General features: G+C 67.2%; 18 protein-coding genes. 8 read left to right on the top strand and 10 right to left on the bottom strand.

Features of this window, described 5'->3' with window-relative positions; translation table 11 throughout:
* Positions 1–2 precede the first annotated feature (2 nt).
* Positions 3–1,343 (top strand): S41 family peptidase, encoded by a 1,341-nt coding sequence (locus tag OM960_RS03595; protein WP_263335560.1) that lies wholly within the window; start codon positions 3–5, stop codon positions 1,341–1,343.
* Positions 1,340–1,825, top strand: a complete 486-nt coding sequence (locus OM960_RS03590) for an RNA pyrophosphohydrolase (RefSeq protein WP_263335561.1) — start codon at positions 1,340–1,342, stop codon at positions 1,823–1,825. The genes OM960_RS03595 and OM960_RS03590 overlap by 4 nt, the downstream gene beginning before the upstream one ends.
* Positions 1,826–1,923: 98 nt before the next feature.
* Here the strand turns inward: OM960_RS03590 and OM960_RS03585 are convergent, their stop codons facing one another.
* Positions 1,924–2,787, bottom strand: coding sequence for a MurR/RpiR family transcriptional regulator (locus OM960_RS03585; protein ID WP_264771086.1), 864 nt, complete (start codon positions 2,785–2,787; stop codon positions 1,924–1,926).
* A gap of 145 nt (positions 2,788–2,932) precedes the next feature.
* Between OM960_RS03585 and OM960_RS03580 the strand changes: the two genes are divergently transcribed.
* From OM960_RS03580 to OM960_RS03560, 5 genes are all read left to right on the top strand, one after another.
* The gene (locus OM960_RS03580; protein ID WP_264771085.1) at positions 2,933–3,895 is read left to right on the top strand and encodes a TAXI family TRAP transporter solute-binding subunit; all 963 of its coding nucleotides are present in this window, start codon (positions 2,933–2,935) and stop codon (positions 3,893–3,895) included.
* A 119-nt stretch (positions 3,896–4,014) separates the two neighbouring features.
* The gene (locus tag OM960_RS03575) at positions 4,015–6,648 is read left to right on the top strand and encodes a TRAP transporter permease (RefSeq protein WP_264771084.1); all 2,634 of its coding nucleotides are present in this window, start codon (positions 4,015–4,017) and stop codon (positions 6,646–6,648) included.
* Positions 6,649–6,674: 26 nt separating this feature from the next.
* Complete coding sequence (locus tag OM960_RS03570) at positions 6,675–7,100, top strand: universal stress protein (RefSeq protein WP_263335569.1); 426 nt, start codon at positions 6,675–6,677, stop codon at positions 7,098–7,100.
* 3 nt (positions 7,101–7,103) lie between these two features.
* The gene (locus OM960_RS03565; protein ID WP_263335570.1) at positions 7,104–8,432 is read left to right on the top strand and encodes an aspartate aminotransferase family protein; all 1,329 of its coding nucleotides are present in this window, start codon (positions 7,104–7,106) and stop codon (positions 8,430–8,432) included.
* On the top strand, positions 8,429–9,208 hold the full coding sequence (locus tag OM960_RS03560; protein ID WP_264771083.1) for a beta-keto acid cleavage family enzyme: 780 nt from the start codon (positions 8,429–8,431) through the stop codon (positions 9,206–9,208). Before OM960_RS03565 ends, OM960_RS03560 begins: the two co-directional genes overlap by 4 nt.
* Here the strand turns inward: OM960_RS03560 and OM960_RS03555 are convergent.
* From OM960_RS03555 to OM960_RS03515, 9 genes are all read right to left on the bottom strand, one after another.
* Positions 9,203–10,087, bottom strand: coding sequence for a LysR family transcriptional regulator (locus OM960_RS03555; protein ID WP_263335574.1), 885 nt, complete (start codon positions 10,085–10,087; stop codon positions 9,203–9,205). The genes OM960_RS03560 and OM960_RS03555 overlap by 6 nt on opposite strands.
* Positions 10,088–10,157: 70 nt before the next feature.
* A complete protein-coding gene (locus tag OM960_RS03550; protein ID WP_264771082.1) occupies positions 10,158–10,430 on the bottom strand; it encodes an NfeD family protein in 273 nt (90 codons plus the stop codon).
* Positions 10,430–11,323: an SPFH domain-containing protein gene (locus OM960_RS03545; protein ID WP_263335576.1), complete on the bottom strand. Its 894-nt coding sequence runs from the start codon at positions 11,321–11,323 to the stop codon at positions 10,430–10,432. Before OM960_RS03545 ends, OM960_RS03550 begins: the two co-directional genes overlap by 1 nt.
* Positions 11,324–11,395: 72 nt before the next feature.
* Positions 11,396–12,451 (bottom strand): ornithine cyclodeaminase, encoded by a 1,056-nt coding sequence (gene ocd / locus OM960_RS03540; protein ID WP_264771081.1) that lies wholly within the window; start codon positions 12,449–12,451, stop codon positions 11,396–11,398.
* A 12-nt stretch (positions 12,452–12,463) separates the two neighbouring features.
* Positions 12,464–13,159 (bottom strand): ABC transporter permease, encoded by a 696-nt coding sequence (locus OM960_RS03535; RefSeq protein ID WP_264771080.1) that lies wholly within the window; start codon positions 13,157–13,159, stop codon positions 12,464–12,466.
* 3 nt (positions 13,160–13,162) lie between these two features.
* Positions 13,163–13,840 carry an ABC transporter permease gene (locus tag OM960_RS03530; protein ID WP_264771079.1) on the bottom strand — a complete coding sequence of 226 codons (678 nt, stop codon included), beginning with the start codon at positions 13,838–13,840 and terminating at the stop codon, positions 13,163–13,165.
* A gap of 12 nt (positions 13,841–13,852) precedes the next feature.
* Positions 13,853–14,611, bottom strand: coding sequence for a transporter substrate-binding domain-containing protein (locus tag OM960_RS03525; RefSeq protein WP_263335582.1), 759 nt, complete (start codon positions 14,609–14,611; stop codon positions 13,853–13,855).
* Between the two features lie 43 nt (positions 14,612–14,654).
* On the bottom strand, positions 14,655–15,446 hold the full coding sequence (locus OM960_RS03520; RefSeq protein WP_290428526.1) for an ABC transporter ATP-binding protein: 792 nt from the start codon (positions 15,444–15,446) through the stop codon (positions 14,655–14,657).
* Between the two features lie 79 nt (positions 15,447–15,525).
* Positions 15,526–16,440, bottom strand: coding sequence for a LysR family transcriptional regulator (locus OM960_RS03515; protein WP_263335585.1), 915 nt, complete (start codon positions 16,438–16,440; stop codon positions 15,526–15,528).
* Positions 16,441–16,529: 89 nt separating this feature from the next.
* Here OM960_RS03515 and OM960_RS03510 point away from each other — a divergent pair, with 89 nt between their 5' ends.
* On the top strand, positions 16,530–17,636 hold the full coding sequence (locus OM960_RS03510; protein WP_264771078.1) for a M14 family metallopeptidase: 1,107 nt from the start codon (positions 16,530–16,532) through the stop codon (positions 17,634–17,636).
* The last annotated feature ends 57 nt before the right edge of the window (positions 17,637–17,693 follow it).

The raw sequence follows: 17,693 nt of genomic DNA, 5'->3' as shown, positions 1-17,693 counted from the left end.
CGATGAGGAAATTCGTGATGGCCGCGCTCGGCGGCACGCTTGCCGGCGTAGTGCTGACGACGCAGGTGGCGGGCCCCCTGGTCGCGCAGGAATCCGGCAGCGGCGGCTCGGTCTATGAACAGCTCGACCTCTTCGGCGACATCTTCGAGCGGATCCGCGCCCAATATGTCGAGCAGGTTGACGAGGGCAAGCTGATCGAGGCCGCGATCAACGGCATGCTGACCTCGCTCGACCCGCATTCGAGCTACCTCGCGCCGGACGCCTTCGACGACATGCGGGTCCAGACCCGCGGCGAGTTCGGCGGCCTCGGCATCGAGGTCACGCAGGAGGAGGGCTTCGTCAAGGTCGTCTCGCCGATCGACGGCACCCCGGCCTTCGACGCCGGAATCCAGGCCGGCGACTTCATCACCCATGTCGACGGCGAGAGTGTGCTTGGCCTCACGCTCGACCAGGCGGTCGACAAGATGCGCGGGCCGGTCGGCTCGGAAATCGTCATCACCGTCGCCCGCGAAGGCACCGACGAGCCGTTCGACGTCTCGATCATCCGCGACACGATCAAGCTCACCGCGGCACGCGGCCGGCTCGAGGGCACGACCGTCGTGCTGCGCGTGACGACGTTCAACGACCAGACCTACGACAACATGGCCGAGGGGTTGAAGACCGCGGTCGAGGAAGCCGGCGGCATCGACAAGGTCAACGGCATCGTCCTCGACCTGCGCAACAACCCGGGCGGCCTGCTGACCCAGGCGATCGAGGTCTCCGACGCCTTTCTCGACAAGGGTGAGATCGTCTCCACCCGCGGCCGCAACCCGCAGGACAGCGAACGCTTCAACGCCGAGCCCGGTGACCTGGCAGATGGTAAGCCGATGGTCGTGCTGATCAACGGCGGCTCGGCCTCAGCCTCCGAGATCGTCACCGGCGCACTGCAGGACCACCGCCGCGCCATCGTCGTCGGCACCAAGTCATTCGGCAAGGGCTCGGTCCAGACGGTGATCCCGCTCCGCGGCGAGGGCGCGATGCGGCTGACCACCGCGCGCTACTACACGCCGTCGGGCCGCTCGATCCAGGCGCTCGGCATCTCGCCCGACATCGTCGTCGAACAGCCGCAGGCGAAGCCGGAAGAAAGCGCGGAAGCCGAGAGCTCGGCCGCGAGCCGCAGCCGCTCCGAGGCCGACCTGCGCGGCGCGATCTCCAACGATTCGATGACCGAGGACGAGCGCCGGATGCTCGAGGAGGAGCAGAAGAAGGCCGAGGCCGCCGCCAAGCTGCGCGGGGAGGATTATCAGCTCGCCTATGCGATCGACATCCTCAAGGGGCTCTCGGCCATCGCGGCGGCTGAATGACGCCGGAGGCGATTGCGCGCCTGCCCTACCGGCCCTGCGTCGGCGTCGTCCTGATCGACGCGCGGGGCCGGATCTTCGCCGGCCAGCGCAAGGACAGCGAGATCCCGGCCTGGCAGATGCCGCAGGGCGGGATCGACGATGGCGAAAAGCCGCGCAAGGCGGCTTTGCGGGAGCTGCGGGAGGAAACCGGGATCCCCGAGGATCTCGTCGAGTTCGTCGCCAAGTCGCCGGACTGGGTGACCTACGACCTTCCCGGTCACCTGGTCGGGAAGGTCTGGGGCGGCAGGTTCCGTGGCCAGAAACAGCGCTGGTTCCTGTTCCGCTTCAAGGGTACCGACGACCAGATCGACATTGCGACCGAGCATCCGGAATTCTCCGAATGGCGCTGGGTGACGGCGAACGAGATGCTCGCTGCGATCGTGCCCTTCAAACGCGCGGTCTACGAGGAAGTTGTCACTGCGTTCCGGCCGCATCTCGCCTGAGTGTAGCGTCACGATTGCGTTGGGGAGAGAAAATCTTTGAAGATTTTTTCCAAGAAAATTGAATTTTCTTGGACCGGCGGGACCGACGGGACCTGGCATCACACTCTTACATACCCGCCGAACCGCTGGATGCGCGCCTCGAAGTCGCGCACGTTCTGCGCCGCCTGACCCGATCGTGCCGCCATGGCCGCGAGCAGCATCTCGACCACGATGAAGGCGGAGTTGAGAGAGGGCATGAACTGCGGCCCCGCCATCGGCAGCGGGATCACCTGCCAGGCTCCGCGAGCGATCGGGGACCGATGGCTGTCGGTCAGCGCGAGGATCCGCCCGCCGCAGTCGCGGGCGATCTGGCAGGCGCGCACCACCTCGGTTGAATAGTGCTCGAAGCTGATCGCGACGACGATGTCGTCGGGGCCGACCTGCGAGAGCTGGTCCATGATCGCGCCCGGCTGAGCGGGCACGGTGGCGAAGTTGCCGAAAGCCATGCCGCCGACGTAGGAAAAGTAGTGCGCGATCGAATAGCAGCTCCGGACCCCGATCGAATGCACCCGCCGCGCCGCCAGCATCGGCTCGATCACCCCCTCGAGAAGGCTCTGCATCTCGGCCGAGAACACGACCTCGGCATTGGCGCGGTTGGCAGCGATGAGATCGCTGAAAACGTCGGTCCCGGTGCGGTTATGGAGCGCCGCGGCCCGCGCCGAATAGTCGATCGTACGGCTCCTCAGGGCGGTCTGAATCTCCGAGCGGAACGCGTCGTAGCCGTCGAAGCCGAGCTCCTTGGCGAGCCGGATCACGGTATTGGAATTGACCCCGGCTTGTTCCGCAAGCCCCCGAATCGAGTTGAAGGCGACCTCCGCATAGTGGTCGAGCACCCAGGAGGCGAAGCTCGCCAGCGCGGGCGTCCCCTCGCTGGCGATCCGGGTCAGGTCGGCATTCAGTTTTTCGAGCGATTTCATTGCCATGGCCGACCTTACGCATTCCGCGCGGCGGCAACACCCCCGGCGTGGCATCCGTCGCGATAACTCATTTGCGTTACTTTATTGACAGACATAACACAAATGCATCATTTCTAGGAAAAGCAAATTACAATGGGAGAGGAGATTTCGTATGAAACGTGCAACATTCGCGGCCCTGGTCGCGTTGGGCCTGGCCGCCGCTCCGGGCGTCGCCCAGGAAAGCTTCATTTCGATCGGCACCGGCGGCGTGACCGGCGTGTACTACCCGACCGGCGGCGCGATCTGCCGGATGATGTCCAAGACCCGCGCCGAGCACGGCATCCGCTGCGGCGTCGAATCGACCGGCGGCTCGGTCTACAACGTCAACGCGGTCCGCGCGGGCGAGTTGCAGTTCGGCGTCGCGCAGTCCGACGTTCAGTTCAAGGCGATGAACGGCGAAGGCACCTTCGCCGAGAACGGTGCCAACCCCGACCTGCGCTCGGTCTTCTCGATCCATCCGGAGCCCTTCACGGTCGTCGCGCGCGCCGATGCAGGCGTGGCGAATTTCGAGGATCTCAAGGGCAAGCGGGTGAACGTCGGCAATCCCGGCTCCGGTCAGCGCGATACGATGGAAGTGGTGATGGCCGAGATGGGCTGGACCATGTCCGACTTCTCGCTCGTGTCCGAGCTCCAGGGCGCCGAGCAGAGCCAGGCGCTCTGCGACAACAACATCGATGCGATGGTCTATACGGTCGGCCATCCGTCAGGCTCGATCCAGGAGGCGGCCACCGCCTGCGACTCGGTACTCGTGAACGTCGCCGGCCCGGCCGTCGACGCGCTGGTCGAGAAGCACCCCTATTACCGCAAGGCCACGATTCCCGGCGGCATGTACCGCGGCACCGACGCCGACGTCCAAACCTTCGGCGTCGGCGCGACTCTCGTGACCTCGGCCTCGGTTCCCGAGGAGACGGTCTATGCGCTCGTCAAGGCGGTGTTCTCCGACATCGACCAGTTCCGCGGCCTGCATCCGGCCTTCGCAAATCTCGACCCGAAGGAAATGACGAAAGAAGGTCTCTCGGCGCCGCTTCATCCCGGTGCGGAGAAGTACTTCCGCGAGGCCGGGCTCATCGAGTGACCCACGCGATCTGAAAGCAGCCGAATACCGAGGCTGCCTCTCGCGGGGCGCCGCACCTGACCCGGCGCCCCGTCTGACTTCCCGCCACCACCGTCCTGCATGCGCGAAGGGGAACGACGATGAGCGAGAATACCGAAGCCAAGGCCACCCAGCTCAGCGATGACGAGCTTCAGGATCTGGTCGCCTCGACCGACACCGGGGGACGGGTCCCTGAAAGCCGCGCGGTGGCGCTTCTGATCTCGGGCCTCGCGCTCGGCTGGTCGCTGTTCCAGCTCTGGATCGCCCAGCCGCAGCTCTGGTTCGGCCAGTACCTGCCGGTGATGAACTCGACCCAGACCCGGCCGATGCACCTCGCCTTCGCGATCACGCTAGCGTTTCTCGCCTATCCCGCGCTGAAGACCTCGCCGCGCAACCGGGTGCCCGTTTTCGACTGGATCCTCGCGGCCGTGGGCTTCTTCTGCGCCTTCTACATCTTCGCCTTCTCGAACCACCTCGCCATGACCGCGCGCTCCGGCCTGCCGACGCAGGCCCAGATCATCATCGGCGCCGTGGGCATCGTCGTCCTCCTCGAAGCCTCGCGCCGCGCGCTCGGCCCTGCGCTCACCATCGTCGGCTCGCTCTTCCTGCTTTACGCCTACATGGGCCAGGGCTGGCTCATCCCCGACATCATCGAGCACAACGGGCTCTCGTTCACCTCGATCGTGAACGCCCAGTGGCTCGACACCGGCGGCGTCTTCGGCATTCCGCTCGGCGTCTCGACCGCCTTCGTCTTCCTCTTCGTGCTCTTCGGCGCGATCCTCGACAAGGCCGGGGCGGGCAACTACTTCATCCAGCTCGCCTTTGCCGGCCTCGGGCATCTGCGCGGCGGACCAGCCAAGGCCGCCGTCGTGGGTTCCGCCATGACCGGGCTCATCTCGGGTTCCTCGATCGCCAACGTCGTCACCACCGGCACCTTCACCATTCCGCTGATGAAACGCGTCGGCTTTTCGTCGGAAAAGGCCGGCGCGGTCGAGGTGGCCAGTTCGGTCAACGGCCAGATCATGCCGCCCGTGATGGGCGCTGCCGCCTTCCTGATGGTCGAGTTCGTCGGCATCTCTTACGTCGAGGTGATCAAGCACGCCTTCATCCCGGCGGTGATCTCCTACATCGCGCTGGTCTACATCGTGCATCTGGAGGCCTTGAAGAAGGACATGCCGGCGCTCGGCGAGGCGAAGTCGCTGGCCCAGATGTTCCTCAAGATCTTCATCGGCTTCGTCGTCGCCGGCGCGGCCTTCACCGGTCTCATCTACGGCATCCAGGGCCTGCGTACCGCCGCACCCGGCATCGCCGACTGGGTCGTGCTCGCCGCGATCGCCGTCGTCTACGTTTTGGCGATCCGCACTGCCGCCGGGCGCGAGGATCTGGCGCTGGACGACCCGAACGCGAAGGAATTCCACCTGCCGACCGTGGCGCAGGTCTTCCCGACCGGGCTTCACTTCATCCTGCCGATCCTCGTCCTCGTCTGGTTCCTCATGGTCGAGATGCAGTCACCCGCGAAATCCGCCTTCTACGCGGTGGCGGCGATGCTCGTGATCATCGTCACCCAGCGACCACTCAAGGCGATGTTCCGTGGCGAGAACGTCAGAGAGGCCACGCGCGCCGGCTTCGACGACCTGATCGAGGGCATGATCGCCGGCGCCCGCAACATGATCGGCATCGGCGTCGCCACCGCGGCGGCAGGCATCATCGTCGCCACCGTCACCAAGACGCCGATCGGCACCGAGCTCGCCGGGCTCGTCGAGGTCCTGTCGGGCGGCAACCTGATGCTGATGCTCCTCTTGATCGGGGTCTTCTCGCTGATCCTCGGCATGGGCCTGCCGACGACCGCGAACTACATCGTCGTCTCCTCGCTCATGGCCTCGGTCGTGGTGACGCTCGGCGCGCAGGAAGGGCTGATCGTGCCCCTGATCGCGGCGCATCTCTTCGTCTTCTACTTCGGCATCATGGCCGACGTGACGCCGCCGGTGGGGCTTGCATCCTTCGCCGCCGCCGCGGTCTCGGGGGGCGATCCGATCCGCACCGGCTTCACCGCCTTCTTCTACTCGATGCGGACCGTCGCGCTGCCGTTCCTGTTCATCTACAACCCGACGCTGATCCTCTATGGCATCGACCTCGGGACCTGGACCGGGATCCTCCAGGCGACCTTCGTCTTCATCGTCGCGACCTTCGCGATGCTTCTCTTCGCCGCCGCGACGCAGGGCTATTTCCTCGCCCGTTCGCGGATCTGGGAAAGTGCCGCACTCCTCCTGGTGGCGTTCACGCTCTTCGTACCGGGGTTCTGGCTCAACCGGGTCTCCGACCCGTTCCACGAAAGCCCGCCGACCGAGCTTGCCGCCGCCCTCGACGCGGCCGTTCCCGGCGAGCGCATCCGCTTCATCGTCTCGGGCCCCTCCTTCACCACCGGCGGCTCGACCCAGACGACGCTGGTCCATACCGTGGCCGAGGACGAGCCGGCGACCGGCCGCGCCGAGGCGGCGGGCCTCTTCCTCCTGCCCGAGGGCGACAAGCTCTACATGGACGAGCCGATGTTCGGCACGCCCTACCAGGAAAAGCTCTCCGGCTTCGACTTCTACACCGAGGAGCGAGTGGAGGTGGTGAGCGTCCTTTCACCGGCCAACCGGATGCCGAAGCAGGTGTTCTACATCCCGGCGCTCGCGCTTCTGGGGCTGGTGATCCTGCTCCAGCGCCGCCGGCAGACCAAACCAGCCTTCTGAGGCCCACAAACCGAGGAGTGACAGCCATGGCCAAGACGATCCTTCTCGCCGTCGACATCAACAACGAGGAGACGAGCAAGGCGCCTCTCGCCGCCGCGCTCGACCTCGCCCATGACGGCGGCGTGATCCATGTCGTCTGCGTCGTGCCCGATTTCGGCCTGCCGCAGGTCTCGGGCTTCTTTCCCGAGGGCTACGAGCAGAAGATGCTGCACAAGTTCGGCGAGGCACTCGCCGCCTGGATCCAGACCCATGTGCCAAAGGGGATCGAGACCCATCCCCATGTCGCCCACGGCACGATCTACGACGAGGTGGTCAAGGCCGCCGACAAGCTGAATGTCGACGTCATCGTCATCGGCTCGCACCGGCCGGTGCTGAAGGACTACCTCCTTGGCCCCAACGCCGCGCGCGTCGTTCGTCACGCCCGCCAATCCGTCTATGTCGCTAGGAGCTGACTCTTGCCCAACCACATCTTCGGCCGGTCCACGAAGGGGACCCTGCCAACAGCCGTCAAGGGCGACGGCTGCTACCTGATCGACTCCTCGGGGAAACGCTATCTCGATGGCTCCGGCGGCGCCGCGGTGTCCTGCCTCGGCCATTCCGACGCAAAGGTGCGCACCGCATTGCATGACCAACTCGACCGCGTGGCCTTCGCCCATACAGGCTTCTTCACCTCCGACCCGGCCGAGGCCCTGGCCGACCGGCTGATCGCCGAGGCGCCCGAGGGCATCGACCGCGTTTACCTCGTCTCCGGCGGCTCCGAGGCGGTGGAGGCGGCGTTGAAGCTCGCCCGCCAGTATTTCCTCGAGACCGGCCAGCCCTCCCGCCACCGCGTCATTGCAAGGCGGCAAAGCTATCACGGCAACACGCTCGGCGCGCTGGCGACGGGCGGCAACGAATGGCGCCGCGCCCAGTTCCGGCCGCTGCTGGTCGAGACCACCCATATCGCGCCCTGCTACGAATACCGCGACCGCGCCGAGGGCGAGACCCAGGAGGCTTACGGCCAGCGCGCCGCCGAGGAGCTGGAGGCGGAAATCCGGCGCCTCGGCCCCGAGACGGTGATGGCCTTCGTCGCCGAGCCCGTGGTCGGCGCCACCGCCGGCGCGGTTCCGGCCGTGCCAGGCTATCTCAGGCGCATCCGCGAGATCTGCGACCGCCACGGTATCCTCCTGATCCTCGACGAGGTGATGTGCGGGATGGGCCGGACCGGCCACCTCTTCGCCTGCCTCGAGGACGGAGTCGCGCCCGACATGATCACCATCGCCAAGGGGCTCGGCGCCGGCTACCAGCCGATCGGCGCCCTCCTTTGCACCGGGGCGATCTACGAGGCGATCAAGGCCGGCTCCGGCTTCTTCCAGCACGGCCATACCTACATGGGCCACGCGATGGCCGCGGCGGCGGCGAACGCCGTCCTCAGCCGCATTCTCGACGACGGGCTCCTGCCGCGCGTCCGCGAACAGGGCGCGAAGCTCGACGCCGCGCTCCGCGACCGGTTTGGCCAGCACCCCCATGTCGGCGACATCCGCGGCCGCGGCCTCTTTCGCGGGGTGGAACTGGTGGCGGATCGCGAAACCAAGACGCCGTTCGATCCCGCGCGGAAGCTCAACGCGAAGATCAAGGCCGAAGCCTTCGCCGAGGGGCTGATCTGCTACCCGATGGGGGGCACGATCGACGGCCAGCGTGGTGACCATGTCCTGCTCGCGCCGCCCTTCATCATCGAGGATGCGCAGATCGGCGAACTGACGACCAAGCTCGCGACCGCAATCGACCGGGCGCTGGCTGCATGACCCTGCCGCGGATCATGGTCGCCCCGAACGGCGCCCGCCTGACCAAGACGGACCACCCCGCGCTGCCGATGACCATCCCCGAGATCACCGCCACCGCCCGCGCCTGCCAGGCGGCCGGCGCGGGCGGCCTCCATGCCCATGTCCGCGATGCCGAGGGCGCTCATGTGCTCGACGCGGGCCTCTATGCCGAGCTTCTCGCCGAACTCGCGCGCGAAGCCCCCGGCCTCTATGTCCAGATCACCACCGAGGCGGTCGGCCGCTACAGCCCCGCCGAACAGCGGGCCCTCGTGGAAACACTCCGCCCTGCTGCCGTCTCGATCGCGCTCCGCGAGATCACCGCCGAAGAGGACGGCCGGATCACCGCGCGCTTCTTCGCCGCCTGCGCCGAGGCGGGGACCGAGGTCCAGCATATCCTTTACGATGCGGCCGACACCGAGCATCTCGCCCGGCTGGTCGCCAAAGGCACGATCCCGGCCGCGAACCTCGCTGTCCTGCATGTCCTCGGCCGCTACACGGCGGGCCAGGTTTCGAGCCCCGCCGATCTCGATCCGCCCCTTGCCGCGCAAGAGGCGGCGGGCCTCGCCCCCGACTGGGCGGTCTGCGCCTTCGGCGCGGCCGAGACCGACTGCCTCCTCGCCGCGCTCAGGAAGGGCGGCAAGGCCCGGATCGGCTTCGAGAACAACCGGCTGAACCGCGACCGCAGCATCGCCGCCGACAACGCCGAGCGCGTCCGCGACCTCGTGGCGGCCGCCCGTGCCGAGGGACTTTCGCTATAGCCGCGAGATCCCCTGCGCCTCGCGCAGGAGCGCGGCGAGAACCGGGGTGTGCGGCTCGCGATGCGGCGCGATCAATCCGATTGCATGGCGTGCCGCGACATCCTTCAGGGGAATGATCCGCACCGGCTTTCCGGCGCCGAGGAACTCGGCCATCTCCACCGGCAGGATCGTCGCCCAGCGCCCCGCCGCGACATGCGATATCAGAACCACCGTGGAGTTCGATTCCACCGCACCGGTGACCGTTCGCCCGGCCTCCTGGAAATTCTGGTTGATGATCCGCCGGTTCTGCATGTCGGGGGTGAGAAGGCAAAGCGGCTCATCCGCGATCTCGTCCCAGCCGACCTCGACCCGGTCGGCGAGCGGGGAATCCTCGGCGCAGACGAAGGTGTAGCTCTCGCGGTAGAGCGGCACGGTGACGACCCGACCGAGGGGCTCGTTGTCGAGATAGGAGATGCCCGCATCGACCTCGAGGTTCTCGATCATCGACAGGATCTCGATCGAGGTCCGGGACAGGATCGTGAAGCGCACGTTGGGATGGGCGCGCCCGAACCGCCCGGTGAGATCGGCGACGGTCGTGAGCGCGGTCGGGATCACCGCGAGCCGCAGATTGCCCGCGAGCCCCTGCCTGACCGCCCGCATCTCCTCGCGCATGGTGCGGGTGTCGGCGACGATCTGGCGCGCCCAGACCAGCACCCGGCTGCCCTCGGGCGTCAGCCCGCCATAGCGCGAGCCGCGCCAGACAAGCTGCACGCCAAGCTGCGCCTCAAGCGCCTTGATCCCCGCCGAGAGCGTCGGCTGTGTCACCCCCAGACTCTCCGCCGCGCGACCGAAATGCCCCTCGCGGGAAAGCGCGATGAACATCTCCAGCTTGTCGATCATGTGCGACCGAGCCCCTCATCTTGCCGCAAACATCCCCGCCGGAGGCATCCGACCGCGCCGGCAATGTCCGTCAATCCTCGTTGATGTCCCGGTCCCAGAGCTTCACCTGCCCCTTGCGCACGCCCACGACGCGTCTGAGCACCAGCCAGGCCACGAGAGAGGCGACCGCGAAGACCAGCACCAGCACCGCGAGCGAGCCGCCGAGCAGGCCGAGCCAGAGGCCCAGCCCGGTCACCACCGCGCCGCAGGCGAAGCCGAGGAGGATGAAGCCCGGGATCACCACCTCGAGAATCGCGAGCACCGCGCCCGCTATCATCCAGACCCACCACGCCTGCCAGAGCATCACGCGCGCCCCTTCAGCATCCGGAACGCATCCCCGAACGCTTCGAGCGCCTGCGCGGGGACGATCACCACCTGCTTGCCCTGCCCCTGGCCGACCGAGGTCAGCGCCTCGACCTGTTTCAGCGCCACCTGATACTGCGCCGCCTCGATTCCGTTGTCCTTGATCGCGCGCGCCACAACCTCGGTCGCATAGGCTTCGGCCTCGGCCGAGATGCGCCGCGCCTTGGCCTCCTGCTCGGCGGCGTATAGCTCGGCATCGGCGGCAAGCTCAACCGCGCGCTTCTTGCCCTCGGCCTCGGTCACTTGGGCCCGCCGCGCGCGTTCGGCGTTGAGCTGCTGCAGCATCGCCGCCCGCGTCGCCTCGTCGAGGTTCACGTCCAGCACCTCGGCCCGCGTCACCTCGATTCCCCAGTCATCTACCATAGCCGCGACCTGCTCGCGCACCTTCGCGATCAGGTCCGAGCGGTTCGACTGCACCTGGTCAAGTTCCATCTTGCCGATCTCGGAGCGCACGATGCCCGCGACGGTCGTGGCGATCGCCGCATCGACATCGCGGATCCGGTAGACGGTCTTCTCCGGCTCGGTGATGCGGTAGAAGACCGAGGTTTCCACCTTCACCAGCACGTTGTCGGCGGTGATCGCATCCTGCAGCGCGTTCGGAAGCTGCCGCTCGAGGATCGAGATCTTGTGCGCGACCCGGTCGAGGAACGGCACGATGAAGTTGATCCCCGGCCCGAGCACCGCGCGCAGGCGCCCGAACCTTTCAACAACGTGCTTTTCCGACTGCGGCACGATCCTGACGCCTAGGAATACGCAAAGAATGATGAAGATCGCAAAGGCCAGCAACACGCCGTTGCCGCCGATCACCTCGCCGATCACCTGTCCCAGATCCATGCGTGCCTCCTGCCGGTTTTGGAGCCGAACTATGCCCGCGGGCGGTGGCGGAGGAAACCCCCTTCGGTTGCGTCAGCCGGCGCGGTCGAGCCGCGCAGCCCCCGCGCGCAGGAGCATGCCGTAAAGATCGCGCGGCTCGTCCGGATCGGCGAGCATGTCGAGCGGCTGGAAGAGGCCGGTCGCGGCGACGCGCTCGCGCAGGTAGCGAAGCGCGCTGAAATCCTCGATCGCGAACCCGACAGAGTCGAAGATGGTGATCTGCCGGTCCGAGACCCGCCCCGCCGCGCGGCCGGTCAGCACCTGCCAGAATTCGGTCACGGCATGGTCCTCGGCAAGCTGCTGGATCTCGCCCTCGATGCGGGTCTGCGGCGGGTATTCGACGAAGATCTCCGAGCGCAGCAGGATCTCGCGCGCGAGTTCGGTCTTGCCCGGACAGTCGCCGCCCACCGCGTTGATGTGGACGCCCTCGGCGATCATGTTGTCCGAGAGGATCGTGGCGTAGCGCTTGTCGGCGGTGACCGTGGTGATGATCTGCGCCCCGAGGACGGCGTCCTCCGCCGAGGGGCAGGCGCGGCAGTCGAGCCCGTGGCCCGTGAGATTGGCGATGCAGCGCCGCGTCGCGGAGGGATCAACGTCGTAGAGCCGGAACTTGCGGATCCCCATCAACGCGTGGAACGCGAGCGCCTGGAACTCCGACTGCGCGCCGTTGCCGATGATCGCCACCGTATCGGCCCCGCGCGGCGCCAGCACCTTTGCCGTGAGCGCTGAGGTCGCGGCCGTGCGCAAGGCCGTCAGGATCGTCATCTCCGACATCAGGAGCGGGTAGCCGGTCGCCACGTCGGCGAGAACGCCGAAGGCGGTCACGGTCTGGCGCCCGTCACGGGCATTGCCGGGATGGCCGTTGACGTATTTGAAGCTGTAGGTCTCGCCATCCGAGGTCGGCATGAGCTCGATCACCCCCTCGGCCGAATGGGCGGCGACGCGTGGGGTCTTGTCGAACCGCTCCCAGCGGCGGAAATCCACCTCGATGAAGGCCGCAAGCTCGCGCAGGAAGGTCTCCACCCCGGTCTGCAGGACGATCTGCATCATGTGGTCGACACTGACGAAGGGAACGATGTTCAGGCTCATTTCAGTATTCCGTCAACGGGTTGCAGCCGGGCGCAGATGCGCCAGCCATTTGCGGCCGCCGAGCCCGAAGGCCGCGGCGATCAGGAAGGTCAGGGCGAGATAGAGGAGGGCCGCGGTCACCAGCCCCTCGTAGGCGAGGTAGTACTTGCCGTTCAGCGTCCGCCCGGCGCCGAGAATGTCCTGGATGGTGATGACGCTCGCCACGGTGGAGCCGTGCAGCATCAGGATCACCTCGTTGCCATATTGCGGCAGAGCGCGGCGGAAGGCGCCGGGAATGGTGATCCGGCGCAGCACCTGCAAGGGCGAGAGCCCGATCGCCTCGGCCGCCTCGATCTCGCCCTTCGGCGTCGCTTCGAGCGCGCCGCGCAGGATCTCGGCCGTGTAGGCCGCGGTGTTCAGCGAGAACGCGATCAGCGCGCAGTTGAAGGGGCTTTTCAGCACCGCCCAGAAGACGCTGTCGCGGACGAACTCGAACTGCGCGAGCCCGTAGTAGATCAGATAGGTCTGCACCAGCATCGGCGTGCCGCGGAAGGCGAAGATGTAGCCGCGCAGCACCTTGTCGACCACCGGCAGCCGCATCCCGCGCAGGACCGCAACCGGCAACGCGATCGCCATGCCGATGGCGAGCGACATCACCGTGAGCTTCAGCGTCATAGAGATGCCGGTCACGAAGAGGTCGGCGTTTTCCGCGATCAGGTCGATCCGCATCGGTCACACTCCCACGCGGTGGCGCCGTTCGAGCCGGTGCAGGGCATGGCCCGACACCGCCGTCAGCGCGAGAAAGAAAAGGATCACGGCCAGCATGAAGACGAAGGGCTCGCGGGTGGCCTTGCCGGCCTTGTCGGCGAGCCCGACCATGTCCTGCAGCCCGACGATCGAGACGATGGCCGTGGATTTCAAGAGCACCAGCCAGGTGTTGGTGAAGCCCGGCAGGGCGAGCCCGAGCATCTGCGGAAAGATGATCCTCGACAGGATGCGGTGGGACGGCAGGCCGATCGCCTGCGCCGCCTCGACCTGGCCCCTCGGCACCGAGAGATAAGCGCCGCGGAAGGTCTCGGCGAGGAAAGCGCCGAAGATGAAGCCGAGCGTGAGCACGCCGATGACGAAGGGGCTGACCGAGATGCGCTCCAGCCCGAAGGCGGCGCGCACCGTGTTGATCGCCCGTTCGCCGCCGAAGAAGAACAGGAGCATCAGCACGAGGTCCGGCACGCCGCGCGCGATCGTGGTGTAGCCCGTCGTCACGCTGCGCAGGACCGCGCCGCCCCTGAGCGAGAGCGTCGCGAACACGCCCCCGAGCAGCGTGGCAAGCGCCATGGACAGGAACGCGACCGCGAGGGTGACACCCATGCCGCCGATCAGGATCGGCCCATAACCGACAATCGAGTCCATGACGCCCGCCCCTTAGCCGCCGTACTGGTCGGTCGTGAAGTACTTGTTGTTGATTTCAGCGTACTTGCCGTTGGCGCGGATGGCCTGGATCGCGCCGTTCAGCCGCACGCGCAGATCGTCCTCACCGGGACGCAGGGCGATTCCGGCACCCTTGCCGAAATACTTCTCCTCGATATGCGGCGCGCCGAAATAGGCGAAACCCTCGCCCGCTGGAGTCTTGAGGAAGGCGATCTCGCCGGTTCCGGCATCGACGAAAGCCGCGTCGATCCGCCCGGCCGCGAGGTCGAGGTAGATCTCCTCCTCGGAGCCGTAGAGGCCAAGCTCAACATCCGGGAACTCGCCGGCCATGAAGTCGTTGGCGACAGTACCGCGCTGCACGCCGACGCGCTTGCCGGCAAGGCCCTCGGCGGTGTCGGTCATCCCGGCATCGGCGCGGCCGATGAACATGTTGGGCGATTGCAGGTATTTCTCGGTGAAGGCGACGATCTGGGCGCGCTCCGGCGTGATCGACATCGAGGCGATGATCGCGTCGCACTTGCCTTCCATCAGCGAGGGGATCATCGCGTCCCAGTCGGTCTTGACCAGCGCGCAGCTGGCACCGATCTCGGCGCAGAGCGCGTTCGTGAGGTCGATGTCCATGCCGACGATCTCGCCCTTCTCGTTCATCATCGACATCGGCGGGTAGGCGCCTTCGACGCAGACCTTCAGTTCCTCGGCGCCCGCAATCGCGGTCGAGCAGAGCAGCATCGCTGCCGGAAGGAATTTCCTCATCGCTTTCTCCTTGTCTGAGGTGGTTCGTCGCGCGGTCGGCGCCCTATTGGCCGAGACGCACATGGGTCAGGAATTGCTTCAGCCGCTCCGATTGCGGAGCGGAAAAGATCTGCGCGGGCGCGCCGCGCTCCTCGACGAGGCCCTTGTGCAGGAACACGACCTCGGTCGATACGTCGCGCGCGAAGGCCATCTCGTGGGTGACGAGGAGCATCGTCCGCCCCTCGGTCGCGAGGTCGCGGATCACCGCCAGCACCTCGGCCACGAGCTCGGGATCGAGCGCGCTCGTAGGTTCGTCGAAGAGCATCACCTCGGGTTCCATCGCCAGCGTGCGGGCGATCGCAACGCGCTGTTGCTGGCCGCCCGAGAGATGGCCGGGATAGCTCGACTCGCGCCCCTTCAGGCCGACCCGGTCGAGCAACCTTTGCGCCAGCGCCACCGCCTCGTCCCGGCGCAGGCCGCGCACCTGCACCGGCCCCTCGATCAGGTTCTCGAGAACGGTCATGTGGGACCAGAGGTTGAAGGACTGGAACACGAAGCCGAGCTTCGCCCGGATCCGGCGCAGCTGCCGCGCATCGCGCGCCACCCGGCGCCCCCGGCGCATCACCAGATCAAGATGCTCACCCGCGACGGAAATCTCGCCCGCGTCGCTGCTTTCGAGCTGGTTGATGCAGCGCAGGAAGGTGGACTTGCCCGACCCCGAGGCGCCGATCAGCGAGATCACGTCGCCCTGCCGCGCCTCGATCGAGACGCCGCGCAGCACCTCGACCGAGCCGAACTTCTTGTGCAGATCGCGCACCGAAAGGCGCAGATCGACGATCGGTTCCATGCTGGTCATGCCGGCGCTCCTCCATTCGGGCCCGAGGGCCTTCCCGAAGAATGGCTAACACCGCAGCGCCCGGATGCAGCATGAGAATTTAGGCCGTCACATGAGTGGCGCTCATGGTATTCCGGCGCACCACATCCTTGATCCACGCGACGAGGCGCTGGATGTCTGGTTCCTTGCGGCGTTCGTATTTGATCTGAAGGTCATAGGTCTGGCCCGTGGGCAGCGCCGCGCCCGGCAGCCGCCGCAATTCACTTCGCGCAAGCGCAGGGAAGGCCATGAAATCCGGCACCAGCGCCGCCCCCATCCCGGCCCGCGCCATCTCCAGCGCGAGCAGGTAATGCGTGCAGCAATGCCAGGCACCGTCGCGAATCGTTGGCAGATCGAGGTCGTTCAGCGCCGCGAAGGCTTCCCAATCCGCCCCCACCATCACGGGATCGGTTTCGGAGGTGATGAGCGGCACCGGCCTGTCGAACCCGTCCCGGCAGGTCGTGGACGCCGCGACCGGCACTAGGTACTCCGGGAACAAGCGCAGCGACCAGTACCCCCGGCGCGTCGGTTCCGAGGTGATGAAGACATCCGCCACCCGGTCGCTGATTTCCGGCGGATCCGAGATCATCACCAGCCGGAGGTCGATATCGGGATGCCGGGCGGTGAACTCCGGCAGGACCGGGATCATCCAGCCCGCCGCGAAGGACGAATAGAGCGCGACCCGGATCATCCGTCGGTTCAGCCCGATCGTCGAGGCCGTCGATTGCTCGATCAGGTCGAACGCCCCGTCGAGCGCCTCGGCGAGCCGCGCGCCGGCCCGCGTCAGCGCGATGCTGCGGCCCTGGCGCTCGAACAGTTCCTCGCCGAGATAATCGGTGAGATTGCGCAGCTGGTGGCTCACTGCGCTCTGGGTGATGCCGAGTTCCTCGGCCGCTTGGGTGACCGACAGATGCCGCGCCACGGCCTCGAACACCTGGAAGCCGCGCAGGTTCAGTTGGAGACGACGCTTGGCCATACATGATCCCTGTTCATCCTTCGCGAGGGGAACTCATTACCCGCCCGCGCGTCAAGATCCTAGGTTTCCCCGGCAGAACGGAGGCGCCCATGCAGACCGAACATCTCCCGCTCACCCCCGGCCCGATCAATGGCGAGCGCCGGCTCACGCTCTACCGGTTCGGAACGCCGGGCGCGCGGCCGCAGGTCTATATCCAGGGCGGCCTTCATGCCGACGAGGCGCCGGGGATCGCGGTCGGCTTCGCGCTCCGCGACCAGCTGCGGCAACTGGAGGCCGAAGGCCGCTTGCGCGGCGAGGTCCTGCTCGTGCCGGTGGCGAATCCGATCGGGCTCGACCAGGGCATGATCGGCGGCAGCTTCGGCCGGTTCGAGGTCACCTCCGGGCAGAATTTCAACCGCGCCTTCCCCGATGCGGCGGCGCTGGCGCTCGCCATCGACAACGCCGCGCCCGAAGGCGACCCTGTCGCCGCGCTGCGGGCCCGGATGGCGGCGGCGCTTGACCGGCTGGTGCCGCTCACGCCGCTCCTGGCGCTGCAACGCTGCCTGCTGCGGCTCGCGATCGAGGCCGACATCGTGCTCGACATGCACTGCGATTCCGAGGCGGTGACGCATCTCTACTGCCATTCCGAACAGGCGGATCGCGCGACCCGGCTCGGGCGCGCGATCGGCGCCGGGGCGGTGCTCCATGCGCCGCTGCAGGGGGGCTACTCCTTCGACGAGGCGTGCACCCTGCCCTGGATGCGGTTCCGCGACCGCTGGTCCAACGCCTCCCTGCCAATCGGCTGTTTCGCGGTAACGCTGGAATGGCGCGGCGTGCTCGACACCGATCCCGCGATCGCCGAGCACGATGCCGCCGCGGTCATTGCCTGGCTGGCGGATGAGGGGGTGATTCACGGGGCCGCGGGCAGGCCGCGCGAGGGGGGAGTCGCGTCCACCCCGCTCGCGGGGGTCGAGGTTGTGACTGCCCCGGCCTCGGGTCTCTTTCATGCCGCGGTCGCACCGGGCGAGCCCGTTGCCGCGGGCGCCACGCTCGGCCATCTGCGTCGCCTTCCCGACGGCGACATAATCCCGCTTCGCGCGGGCATCGGCGGGCTCGTCTATGCTCGGGAACAGGCGCGGATCGTGCGGGCCGGCGCCGAGTTGTTCTTCGTCGCCGGCACCCGGCCGATCCGTGAGGGACTGCTGCTGTCCGCATGACCACAAGAAGCCGCCGGCCCTGCGGGCGGCGGCGCTGTCGCTGATCCCTGCCGTACC

Origin of the sequence: Defluviimonas salinarum (assembly GCF_026013545.1) — a bacterium.
GTDB classification, from domain to species: domain Bacteria; phylum Pseudomonadota; class Alphaproteobacteria; order Rhodobacterales; family Rhodobacteraceae; genus Albidovulum; species Albidovulum salinarum.
Note: the sequence above shows the minus strand (reverse complement) of the source record. Positions and strands in the feature narration are given on the sequence as shown.